The sequence below is a fragment of the Pseudovibrio ascidiaceicola genome, assembly GCF_900114245.1.
GTDB lineage: Bacteria > Pseudomonadota > Alphaproteobacteria > Rhizobiales > Stappiaceae > Pseudovibrio > Pseudovibrio ascidiaceicola.
The window spans coordinates 45,767-57,787 of the sequence record NZ_FOSK01000017.1 but is presented as its reverse complement, the minus strand read 5'-3'; the positions used below and the strand labels follow the sequence as shown (position 1 = coordinate 57,787).

Below are 12,021 nucleotides of genomic sequence, written 5' to 3'. Positions count from 1 at the left end.
GAGTTCAATCATCTCCAAACAAAAGAGATACCAGTCTATTAATCTGCCACGGCGAAGCGTGGCAAAACTTCAGTGTATCGCAGAAAAGTGGGAACTGGTTTAGTTCTGAGCTGTGATGGCTGAAGCAGCAGAACCAAGCGTCTCAACACTCTCCAGCAAATCCGGCAGAGACAATCCACTCAGAGCAATACGTGACCACAGCACAACAGAGTCATCGTCCCCCTGCCCGACAATAATCGGATGTCCCGACTGATCAGGCAGGTTCAGCTTCAGCATATTGCTATCACTCAAGCTCTCATGAATGGCCTCACGATCAACTCGCACCAGCAGCTTGATATAGTCCCTCTCATTGCCCACGAAATACATGCTGAGCGAGCCATCAACATCCACTTGGTAGACCTCATTCTCCTCATACTCGTTGATCAGATACTGCCTCATGAGGTCTTTCATCAGGTGGTGGAAATTCACATTATTAGAAGCCATGCTTTTTCCCAGCCTTCAGCCCCTCGAACTTCTCATGGAAGTACTTCCCGGGAATCTCATCCGCCTGCACAGTCTCTGAGGTCCAATCAGTCACGTAGGTAGTCGCAGGATTTTCCATGGTGCTCAGACTTGAAAACATAAATTTGGACCTGGAATTTTGTTCAACAATAAAATTCTCAAGCTTCTTTCCCGGAACACTGGGAACATCCAGCGACTTAAAGAAGCCCTGAATTTCCTCAAAAAGAACCGGCTTTAACTCCTCAATATCCAGAGATAAAGCAGGCTTTGGCCCGGCACGTGTCCACGACACCACAGTTGGTGCTTCACCCATGATACTCTGTTTCCCATCCTCAAGACGAAAAGCGCCCGGAAACGTCGGCCACGCATCAACAATAACGGCCTCTTGCGTAGGGTCTCTGGGATCACCAATCATACAAAACGCATGATCAACCATCGAAGAGGAAACGCGAGCCACTGGACGGTCTGTTTCTGATGCCGCCAGAAGCTTGTAGCTCACCTCCGCATGTCCGGAGCAGTTGCCGGCCTGCACACGAACAGAGCTTTCAGCCAACCCACCATGCTGCGGAGCTTTCGCTAGCCCATAGTTGGCTCGCAGATAACTCTCACCGCGCGAAGCAAACACCTCCGGCGTCAAATTACCCGCACCGTATGGAAGCAACTGCTTGGTCTGCCAGATGACTTTCTGCGCAACCTTCAGGTCTTCAAAGGCCTGCGCGGAAACGCGAACCTCCTTCCCCTGAAACTCACCTATGTACTTCTGCGCTTTTTTTACGGTCGTGAAGTTAACAGTATCTGGCGTCTCTGTAGTATTTGAACGAAGACAATGAACAAGTGAAGCAAAGGACGGCACTGAATTCTCCCATCACACAACCTAAGATAGAAAATCCACCTCAAAATCAACAGTATCAATGAGAGAAATTCTGACTGTTAGATTCAGCACAGGAGTGCGATTACATTAATTTGAGAATACCTTGATAGGAAAAATATAATTACTACAACTACATGAAACTAAAAAACTTTATCAATTCTACGAAACACCTTACCCACTCAGAAAAAATATAATTTATTTAAAATAGCTTCTCATCTAGATGCCAAAGAAACACACTTATTACATCCACTAGGTAAATCCAGCCTCAATCAAGATATTGGTACACCCATCTGATGTCGGCCTTTGCTAAACAGATGACCCTTAATTAATCAGGCTCATAGATCTGCCTTGTTAGAGCAAAAATCAGTAGCAACAATAAGAATGCACTTATCCCTACATTGATATAGACTCTCTTTGGCTCATTACTACAAATTTGTGATCGGCAAAATACTCGTATCTGCCTATTTTTAGACATTTTAGACTCTAGGAATCTATGGATGCCACTTGAAAATAGATAGACTTTTTCTCCACTTTTATACGAGTAGAAATACCTCCGATTCCCGGTAGCATCCAGTGGGACCAGAGTGTCAGATCTTACATTCTCATTAATTAGAGTCTTGTGCCAAGACGTAGTAAAGCCCAGCATAACAGACCAATGAGTAAGGCTGCCGCTACTCGCAATCGCACTCAAAAAAAGGACAATAAGAAGCGCTTTAACTAGCTTATCCGCCATCATTCATCCAAAAAAGAAGGCCCTCAGTTGAGCGGGCCCAATAAAACAATTCTCTACCGCTTCGGCTTGTTAAACGCAGCTGCCAGTGCTGCCGCCATGGCGTTGTTGCTGCCGCCGCTGTTATCAGCTGGCTTGTTGCCACCACGATCACCGCTGCGAGGCCCGCCACCACGATTGCCGCCATTCGGGCGATTACCACCACCTGGACGACCTCCACCTTGATTACGGTTGCCACCCCGGTCAGCCTGTCGTTCTCGTGCGTTCTCACGAGCATCCGCACTGTCCTTGCGCATGGTCAGGCCGATGCGCTTGCGGGCAATATCCACCTCAACAACACGCGCTGTCACAATATCACCTGCCTTCACAACCGTATGCGGATCATCCACGAAACGGTCCGCCAGCTGAGACACATGCACAAGACCATCCTGATGCACGCCGATATCAACAAAGGCACCAAAGTTGGTCACGTTGGTAACAGTCCCTTCCAGCATCATGCCTGGCTTGAGATCCTGCATGGTCTCAACACCATCCTGGAAGGAGGCAGTTTTAAACTCAGGGCGCGGATCACGACCCGGCTTTTCAAGCTCGGAGAAGATGTCTTTTACAGTCGGCAGACCAAACTTCTCGTCCGTAAATTCTTTCGGGTCCAAAGAGCCAAGCGTGTTGGAGCCCATGATCTCACGAATATCGCGACCACAAGCTTTAATGATCTTCTGAACCAGCGGATACGCTTCCGGGTGAACTGAAGACGCGTCCAGCGGATTGGTTCCACCCATAATCCGCAGAAACCCAGCGCACTGCTCATAAGCTTTTGGCCCAAGACGAGCCACCTTCAACAGCTCACGGCGGTTTTTAAAGGCACCAACCGTATCCCGGTAATCAACAACAGCCTTCGCCAAACTGTCAGAAAGGCCGGAGATATGCGCCAGCAACGGAGCAGACGCCGTGTTGAGATCAACCCCAACCGCGTTCACCGCATCTTCCACCACACCATCCAGCGAGCGCGCCAGCTTGGTCTGGTTCACGTCGTGCTGATACTGCCCAACACCGATGGATTTAGGCTCAATCTTCACCAATTCAGCAAGCGGGTCTTGCAGACGGCGACCAATGGAAGCCGCTCCGCGAAGAGACACGTCCACATCCGGCATCTCTTTCGCAGCCAGCGCAGAGGCGGAATAAACCGAAGCCCCAGCCTCGTTCACCATCACCTTGGTTGGGCGGTGCTCTGCCGGAATGTCCTTCAGCAAATCCGCCGCCAGACGATCCGTCTCACGGCTTGCAGTCCCGTTACCAATCGCAATCAGGCTCACACCATGCTTGGCAACCAATGCCCGCAAGGTTGCAAGAGATCCCTGAATGTCATTGCGTGGCTGGAACGGGTAAATCGTTGCCGTATCAATCAGTTTTCCTGTTGCATCAACAACAGCCACCTTCACACCTGTCCGAATACCCGGATCAAGCCCCAGCGTAGCACGCGGCCCAGCGGGCGCGGCAAGCAGCAAGTCCTTCAGATTACGCGCAAAAACCTTGATCGCTTCTTCTTCCGCCTTGTCACGCAGCTCGCTCATCAAGTCCAGCTCAACGTGCAGGCCAATCTTTACCTTCCACGTCCAGCGACACACATCAGAGAGCCACTTATCAGCAGGGCGACCGTTGTTCACAATACCCGCCGCATCAGCAATCATCTGCTCCACTGGCTTCACAGCCGAAACATCATCCTCATCCACCTTCAGGTCCAGCGCCAGGATCCCCTCATTGCGACCACGCAACAGCGCCAGTGCACGGTGGCTCGGAATGTTCTTCCAGTTCTCAGAATAACCAAAGTAGTCAGAGAACTTCGCTCCTTCCTGCTCTTTGCCAGCAACAACCTCTGCCTTCACAGCACCCTGACGCGCCACATAGTTACGCAGCTTGCCAACCAACTGAGCGTTCTCAGAAAAGCGCTCCATCAGGATCTGGCGCGCGCCATCCAGCACGGCCTTCGTGTCCGCAAAACCCTTCTCCGCATCAACAAAACTGCCAGCTTCGCTCTCGGGCGTTTTGCTCGGATCACCCAGCAACAGATCTGCCAGCGGCTCAATGCCAGCTTCGCGAGCAATCTGCGCTTTGGTACGGCGTTTCTTTTTGTAAGGGAGGTAGAGATCTTCCAAAGTGGCTTTGTTGTCTGCACCAGCAATTTGCTTTGCCAGCTCGTCGGTGAGCTTGCCCTGCTCTTCAATGGATTTCACAATCGCTTTGCGACGATCTTCCATCTCACGCATATAAATCAGGCGCTCTTCCAACGTACGCAGCTGCGTATCATCCAACCCGCCCGTCGCTTCTTTACGGTAACGCGCAATAAACGGAACCGTAGACCCTTCATCCAACAACTGCACCGCAGAATTCACCTGCCCCGGCGCACAGCCAATTTCACCCGAAATACGCTCAGAAATCCGCAAAGCAATATCAGCAGAAAGCTTACCCGCTTTGGCAGGAGAAGAAGAAGCAACAGAACTCAGATCAGACATTCAATTCTCTATAGCTTATTAATATTGAAAGCCCACCCTAGGTCCCCAATGCAGGCAAAACTAGGTGCGAGAACTGAATACGCACAGGGAAAGGAGACAAAGGCCAGCAGCAAACGAACACATATGAGTCGACATTATCCAATGATCTAGACATTCAGTTGCTCTGCAAGCTTTTACATATGGTCTTGATTATAGGCCACTCCAGCTTTTGAAAGCGAATACCTAACTTCTTGTTGCAAGCCATCATTCTTTTGTTTTCACTCATGTGAATATGATAAAAAAAATTCTTTTAAATGTAAGTTACTAGGCGCAAGAATGACCACCAACTAGCTAGAATATGTAGTAGAATCTGCAAAAGTTGAAATACAGGGGGCATTAAAATGAAACTATTAATTGCAGCTGCGGCGTGTTTGGTCGCGACATCGTCATTCGCAGATACTTATAAACGCGAAGTACCAGCCAACAAAGGTGGTTATGTGGATGGTGTCGGTTTCTATGACCGCGAAACCTGTTCTGCAGAAGCCATGCCAAGAGTAAGAATCAACAAAGAGCCTAAACACGGCAAACTTATCTTGAGACCATCCAGTGGGCCTATTAACCGGGACAACACTATCTGCAAAGGCAAGAACATAAATGTTATGTACATTTATTATCAGCCTGAGAAAGGATACCGAGGTCCGGACGAAGCACGTATAAGCTATAGCATTATGACAGCACGGCGCACGCGAGGTGGTCGCGGCTCTAACACCTACAAAATTACCGTTAAGTAATACAGTAAAAGCCAAGCGCGGGCACGCCCGCGCACAAGCTTGTTAAAACTTAGTGTCTGTCTCACCAGACCACACTATCCCTCCAGCGCCTCAATCATCTCCACGCGTGTTGCGTGTCGCCCGCCTTCGAATTGAGCGGATAAAAATGCATCCACGATATCCAGCGCTACTCCTTCGCCAATCACACGGACGCCCATAGAAAGCATGTTTGCATTGTTGTGCTCGCGGATCATACGAGCAGAGAATGTGTCACTGCAAACCCCACAGCGGATACCTCGAACCTTGTTCGCAGCCATCATGATTCCTTGGCCAGTACCGCACAAGACAATCCCGAACCTGCAATCACCAGAAGCAACAAGTTGCGCAGCCGCTTCGCCATGCTTTGGATAGGGTGTGCTTTCCGACGATGTCGGCCCGATGTTGACAACTTCCCAACCCTTCGCAGCAATATGAGCAGCAACAACTTGCCGAAGCTGGATGCCTGCATGATCACTTGAAAGGACGATGTATTTGTTGGTCGTCATGAAATGGCTTTCCCGTTTAACAAGGCACTTTGGCAGCAAATGAGTAATGAGTTACCGCACCACTGTAATCTTCTGCGCTGCACGGGTTACAGCTGTATAAAGCCAACGCGTTTTGTGCTCACGAAACGCCCAGCTTTCGTCGAACAGCACCACATCATCCCATTGAGAACCCTGGGATTTATGCACGGTCAGGGCGTAGCCATAGTCGAATTCGTCAGCGCGGCGGCGGATGGCGTAAGGAAGTTGTTCGCTGCCTTCCTCAAACATCGCGGGAAGCACCTTCACCCTAATCGCCTTCTCGGAGAGGTCATCCTCTGACGTAACATCAAACCGCAGCGTGTTGCCACGTGGCGGGCGTAGGCGGGAGACTTCCCAGAGGCCACCATTCAGCAGGCCTTTAGTCTTGTCATTTCGCAGGCACACCAGTTTGTCACCAACGGACGGCATCTGTGTCGTGATACCTTTAAGGTCCCGAATCCGGCCGTTGTAAAGCCTGCGCGTCTTGTTGGTCCCCACCAGCACCTGATCAGAGGCAAGGATTCGCTCCTTATCGATATCGCGGCGGGAGATCACAGAACTGTCGCCATACTGGCCAAAGTCCAGCTCTTGCCCATCACGAATATCCATGGACATGCGCACAATCGGATTGTCTTTCGCCTGCCGGTGAACCTCGGTGAGCATGATGTCCGGCTCGGACTCGGTGAAGTAACCACCACCTCGGACAGGCGGCAACTGAGCCGGATCACCCAGCACCAGCACCTTTTTGCCAAACGAGAGCAGATCGCGCCCAAGCTCCTCATCCACCATGGAACACTCATCAATGATGATCAGGTCCACTTTCGCAGCAGGGCTGTCACGGTTGATGGCGAACTGAGGGCTCTCATCCTCGTCCTCATCATCCTTCTTGGTGCCCTTTGGACGGTAGATCAACGAATGGATGGTCGAAGCATCTGCACAGCCCTTTTGACGCAGAACGTGGGCAGCTTTACCGGTAAAGGCACCAAAGGCCACCTCTCCATCAAGCCCCTCAGCCAGATGGCGGGCCAGTGTGGTCTTACCGGTACCGGCATACCCGAACAAGCGAAACACTTGGGGCCCATGAGAACGGGACCAGCGCGCCACTTCAGTAAGTGCATCATCTTGTTGCGGAGACCAATCCATTCCAGACCACCTGTAATAACTTTCTCAAACCAGAATGAGTAATAAACGAAGCTGGCCTGAAACGCCCTCGTTTTCTTAAAAAGGTCAACAGGACACTCCAAATTGAATTTGTAAAACTTACGCGGAATTCAGGCACGGACGCTAGGGTTGCATCAGCCAATCAGTTTCGGAGCAACCCCATGCCATTGTGGAAGACAAGTGCCAGCGAAAGTCCCGACATTTACGCTACGGCCCGCGCAGTTGAAGGACTTGCCAAAGAGCGCATTCCAGAAACAGGAATGAGCCCGGAAGAAGCCTACAATCTTGTCAGAGACGAGCTGTACCTGGATGGCAATGCAAGGCAAAACCTCGCTACGTTTTGCACGACATGGGTGGAAGATGAAGTCCACAAACTCATGGCTGATTGCATCGACAAAAACATGATCGATAAGGATGAGTACCCGCAAACGGCAGAAATTGAAGCCCGCTGTGTCCATATGATCGCCAGCCTTTGGAACTCACCAGAAGCAGAAGAGACGATCGGCTGTTCCACAACAGGCTCTTCTGAAGCAGCTATGCTGGGAGGCCTCGCCCTCAAATGGGCATGGAGAGATCGCCGCAAAAAAGAAGGCAAGTCCTGCGACAAACCCAATATGGTTTGTGGCCCGGTTCAGGTGTGCTGGCACAAGTTTGCAAAATACTTTGATGTGGAACTCCGCCAGATTCCACTCAGCGAAGGCTCGCTCCACATGCGGCCCGAGCAACTGAAAGACTACGTAGACGAAAACACAATCTGCGTCGTCCCAACACTGGGCGTTACTTTCACCGGCATTTACGAACCAGTCAAAGAAATATGCCAGGAGCTGGATCGGCTTCAAAACGAAACCGGCTTGGATATCCCTGTCCACGTAGACGCAGCATCCGGCGGCTTCGTCGCTCCCTTCCTACATCCCGAGCAACTTTGGGACTTCCGCCTAGACCGCGTAAAGTCCATCAACGCATCCGGCCACAAGTTCGGACTTGCTCCGCTGGGGGTTGGCTGGGTAATCTGGCGCGATAAGAAAGAACTGCCCTCTGATCTGGTGTTCAACGTCGATTATCTGGGCGGCAACATGCCCACCTTCGCGCTGAACTTCTCCCGTCCCGGAGGTCAGATCGTCATCCAGTATTACAACTTCATGAGGCTCGGTTGGGTAGGTTATAGAGACATCCAGTCAGCTTGCGCAGAGAACGCGCAATACCTCGCCGAAAAGCTGGCAGAATTGCCAGAACTCGACATCCTGTATGACGGCAACGGCGCCCTACCCTGCGTGTGTTATCGCCTCAAACACCCAGAAAAAGCTCATTACTCACTCTATGATCTTTCAGAACGCGTGCGCATGAGTGGATGGCAAATCGCCTCCTATCCTCTGCCAGCAAACATGCACGACACGGTCGTCCAACGCATCATGGTTCGACACGGCGTCTCTCACGACGCAGTCGATCAACTCTTTCTGGATATTCGTAAAGCTCTGAACTACCTGGATAAAAACAACATCAAATGGTCAGAAGCAGGACCAAGCTTCTCTCACGGGTAAAGCATATCCCGTGAGAGAGCGTGAATGATGGTCAGGCCAGCTGCTCAAGCAGCTGCGCCAAATATTCAGGTTCATCAAGGTGGTTTTCAACCATCAGCTCAAACTCTTTATAGGTAGCTACATATTGTACAGCTGCCATGAGTGCGCGTATTTCGCTTTCGCGCGTTGCAAGCGGATGAGAGGAGCCTTTCAATCCTGCAAAGTAGGCATCCACAAACGCCTCACCGAGAGATTTGTCGATCTCGCACAGGAATGGATAAACACCAGCAACATCATAGACCGGCAGGTCCCAACGGCATTCATCCCAGTCAAGCACGCCAACCAACTCACCAGAATTCTCACTGATGAGTGTGTTTGGTGGTCCGAAGTCACCATGGATCAGGTGCTTTGTTTCATTCAGGTTGCCAAGCTTACCCAGCGCTTCATCAAGCGCCTTCTCCACCTCAGCCCAATAAGCAGTGCTCAGATACTTGGAATCGATGTTCTTAGAAGCCTCCATCTCAGAAAGCGCTGCCAGCAAGTCAGATCCTGACTTCAGGGTCTCTTTGCTAACACCCGGACGTCCCTCCTCCGCAAATCGAAACGCATCTCGCTCCTCCCAAAGCTTGATGTGCAGATTTGCCAAGGCCTGACCACTCTGGCTGCAGGTCTCAGTCTTATCCAGTGGCGGCGTCTCGCCTTCGATCAACTCAAAGACAGAATAGTAAGCACCCTCAACCTCGGTCAAACGCTCCTGATTAACGCCATAAAGCGCCTTCGGAACCTCATACCCGATCATATCATGCAGCAAATCCAGACATTTAAATTCTGAAAGGATCTGCTCTTCAGTTCTATTTGGATTGTGACGACGAAGAACAACAGGCTCCTCCCCGTCTATTTCTCCCAACCAGGTTTCATTGGCATGGCCCTCTCCAAATGAGGACCACCTGGTGTTTTCTGGCAAGGCAAAAGCTTCATCAAGGAGCTTGATTTCCTGCTTATTCATTTGCATCCCCCATTAACTCGCCAAAATCTCCCAATGCATAACGCGTATTGCCATCACGGCCTGTCACACGCTCTGCATTCAACATTGAATTGACGATAGCTTCCTCTGTAGCTTCTGCAGTCGCTCTAAACACCCTGTCAATTCGCCGCTCATCGACTTGTTCCACCGAATGCGTGCGTTTTCTGCTCTTTGTGTCCACTGGATCCGCAGTTGTGAATGCTAAAGCTATATCGCCACTTCCATGACCAAGAAATGAACCAGTTCGTGCAAGTCCTACAGAAGTTCTCTTGGCAACCCGCTTCAGTTGACGCTCGCTAAGCGGAAGATCCGTTCCGATGATCATGATGATAGACCCTTTTTCAGGTCCGCTCTCATCACGTGCCAGCTTCTCTTCAATCTGCGGGCCAATATGTTGTCCAGCCAAGGTAAAGTCTGGCATCCGCCCCATATTGGAAAGCACCAGAGCACCCAAATGATACTCTTTGCTGCCAAGCTTCACCTGACGAGAAGCACTCCCGATGCCTCCCTTCAGACCATAGCAGGACATGCCGCGCCCGGCACCAACCGCACCTTGCTCAAACTCTTCCGAAACTGCGCTAATCGCATCAAGAGCATGCTGCGGGCGCACATACAACGCACTGATCTTATTCAGGAAAGCATCATTGCACTCAAACACCACAGGATTGATGGTACCCATCACGAAGTCGATGTCCGGCGTTTCTGCCAGTGTGTGCTGAATCAAACCTTCACTCACCGCTCCAACGCTCAGCGTGTTCGTCAAAAGGATCGGCGTTTCCAGCTCTCCCAGCTCTTCAACCTGTACCAACCCAACACTCTTACCAAACCCATTGAACACATGAGAAGCCGCACGCGTTCTTAAGTAAAAGGCATTCTCATTATGAGTGGTAATCGCGGTCACGCCAGTCTGACAATCACCATCAGTCAGTGTCACATGCCCGACTTTGACACCCGGAACATCACAAATTGTATTCCGCGGCCCCTTTGGCAAAGACCCAATATTGATTTTCTGAAACATTCCAACCTCTGGCACAAATCGTATTCCACTCAGATGATACCAGTCCTATTTCATAGTTAAAAAGCAAACAACGTCACTAAGAGATTTACTGGCCCATTCCAGAGAATGGTTTGCGGCAATATTGGCCGACCAATTTTACCCTCAAAGTAGCGCCTCTTTGTAAATCGAATAAATTCCCATATTTAGTTCATCAAGAATTTCAATAAAATCAACGAAAATAAGTGTAAGCAGCTAATTGCAAAATACCCTGAAATATCGGAAAATGGTCTACCAATTAGCTGCCACAAAACTCCCAGCATCAGAATCTTTCCTGCATCATAGCAACCGCTCCTCTTGCAGGGAACTGAAAGGACTGGCCAAAAGTGACGCATGCTGCCTGATACACTTTGAACAATGAGGACAAAATGACCGCAGAAATCATCAGCTTTGGGGAGCCATTGTTCGAGTTTAATCAGGTCAAGGAATACAGCGGAGAAGGCCCAGACTACCTGTCAGGCTTTGGCGGAGATGCCTCCAATTTCGCATGTTGTGCAGCTCGTCAGGGTGCAAACGTCGCCATCCTGACCCATCTGGGCGATGATGTATTCGGCAACAAATTCATCGATCTTTGGGAAAAAGAAGGCGTCAAGACGCACCTTGTCGAGCGCAATCCGATTGCGCCAACTGGCATCTACTTTATTTCTCACGATGAGCAAGGCCATCATTTCAGCTTCGCACGCAAAGGCTCTGCAGCCTCACAGATCACACCAGATCAACTGCCAGCAGATGCCATTCGTGCGGCCAAACTCTTCCATGTCACCGCCATTACACAGGCCATTTCCACCAGCTCATGCGACAGTGTTTTCAAAGGCATTGAGATCGCTAAAGAAGATGGCACCCTCACCTCCTTTGACACCAACCTGCGCCTGAAGCTCTGGGATCTGAACCGCGCCCGCGGCATCATCCACGAAACCGCCCGCCTCGTCGATTTCATCATGCCAAGTGTCGATGAAGCTGAAGTACTGACTGGCCTCTCCGATCCAGACAAGATCTGCGACTTCTACCTCAATCTGGGTTCAAAGAATGTCATTTTGAAGCTGGGCAAAGAGGGCGCGATGTACGCGACGACCTCTGAGAGAAAGCGCGTTGCTGGCAATCCAGTAGAAGCCATTGATGCCACCGGCGCTGGTGACTGCTTCTCCGGTTCTTTCTTCACCAACGTTGTGGCCGGCAAGTCACTGGAAGGCAGTCTCAAATACGCCAACGCAGCAGCAGCACTCACAACGCAAGGCTACGGTGCCGTCGCGCCAATCCCGACACGCGATCAAGTCGAAGCCTTCATGCAAGACCGCAGTATTTGATAGTGAAATTGTGAGAGGGCTCGCAACAAATGAAGCG

At 50.6% G+C, this 12,021-nt stretch carries 10 protein-coding genes; 3 read left to right on the top strand and 7 right to left on the bottom strand.

The window, feature by feature from the left end:
• Window positions 1-99: 99 nt before the first annotated feature.
• The 3 genes from BM231_RS24075 to BM231_RS24060 form a co-directional block, all read right to left on the bottom strand.
• Window positions 100-483, bottom strand: coding sequence for a CesT family type III secretion system chaperone (locus tag BM231_RS24075; RefSeq protein ID WP_093523597.1), 384 nt, complete (start codon window positions 481-483; stop codon window positions 100-102).
• The gene (locus tag BM231_RS24070; protein ID WP_093523595.1) at window positions 473-1,354 is read right to left on the bottom strand and encodes a hypothetical protein; all 882 of its coding nucleotides are present in this window, start codon (window positions 1,352-1,354) and stop codon (window positions 473-475) included. Before BM231_RS24070 ends, BM231_RS24075 begins: the two co-directional genes overlap by 11 nt.
• A gap of 804 nt (window positions 1,355-2,158) precedes the next feature.
• Window positions 2,159-4,612, bottom strand: coding sequence for a Tex family protein (locus tag BM231_RS24060; protein WP_093523591.1), 2,454 nt, complete (start codon window positions 4,610-4,612; stop codon window positions 2,159-2,161).
• Between the two features lie 380 nt (window positions 4,613-4,992).
• Here BM231_RS24060 and BM231_RS24055 point away from each other — a divergent pair, with 380 nt between their 5' ends.
• Window positions 4,993-5,382, top strand: coding sequence for a hypothetical protein (locus tag BM231_RS24055; protein WP_093523589.1), 390 nt, complete (start codon window positions 4,993-4,995; stop codon window positions 5,380-5,382).
• A gap of 74 nt (window positions 5,383-5,456) precedes the next feature.
• Here BM231_RS24055 and rpiB read toward each other — a convergent pair whose 3' ends face one another.
• Together rpiB and BM231_RS24045 are read right to left on the bottom strand one after the other, a co-directional pair.
• Window positions 5,457-5,906 (bottom strand): ribose 5-phosphate isomerase B, encoded by a 450-nt coding sequence (gene rpiB, locus BM231_RS24050; protein WP_093523587.1) that lies wholly within the window; start codon window positions 5,904-5,906, stop codon window positions 5,457-5,459.
• A gap of 51 nt (window positions 5,907-5,957) precedes the next feature.
• Complete coding sequence (locus BM231_RS24045) at window positions 5,958-7,067, bottom strand: ATP-dependent DNA helicase (RefSeq protein ID WP_093523585.1); 1,110 nt, start codon at window positions 7,065-7,067, stop codon at window positions 5,958-5,960.
• A 179-nt stretch (window positions 7,068-7,246) separates the two neighbouring features.
• On the opposite strand from BM231_RS24045, the gene gad reads away from it, so the two are divergent.
• A complete protein-coding gene (gad, locus tag BM231_RS24040) occupies window positions 7,247-8,623 on the top strand; it encodes a glutamate decarboxylase (protein WP_093523583.1) in 1,377 nt (458 codons plus the stop codon).
• Window positions 8,624-8,654: 31 nt separating this feature from the next.
• Here the strand turns inward: gad and BM231_RS24035 are convergent, their stop codons facing one another.
• Both BM231_RS24035 and BM231_RS24030 read right to left on the bottom strand, forming a co-directional pair.
• Complete coding sequence (locus tag BM231_RS24035) at window positions 8,655-9,608, bottom strand: phosphotransferase enzyme family protein (protein ID WP_093523581.1); 954 nt, start codon at window positions 9,606-9,608, stop codon at window positions 8,655-8,657.
• Window positions 9,601-10,644, bottom strand: coding sequence for a DmpA family aminopeptidase (locus BM231_RS24030; RefSeq protein WP_093523579.1), 1,044 nt, complete (start codon window positions 10,642-10,644; stop codon window positions 9,601-9,603). Before BM231_RS24030 ends, BM231_RS24035 begins: the two co-directional genes overlap by 8 nt.
• Window positions 10,645-11,048: 404 nt before the next feature.
• Here BM231_RS24030 and BM231_RS24025 point away from each other — a divergent pair, with 404 nt between their 5' ends.
• Window positions 11,049-11,984, top strand: coding sequence for a sugar kinase (locus BM231_RS24025; RefSeq protein WP_093523577.1), 936 nt, complete (start codon window positions 11,049-11,051; stop codon window positions 11,982-11,984).
• Window positions 11,985-12,021: the final 37 nt, after the last annotated feature.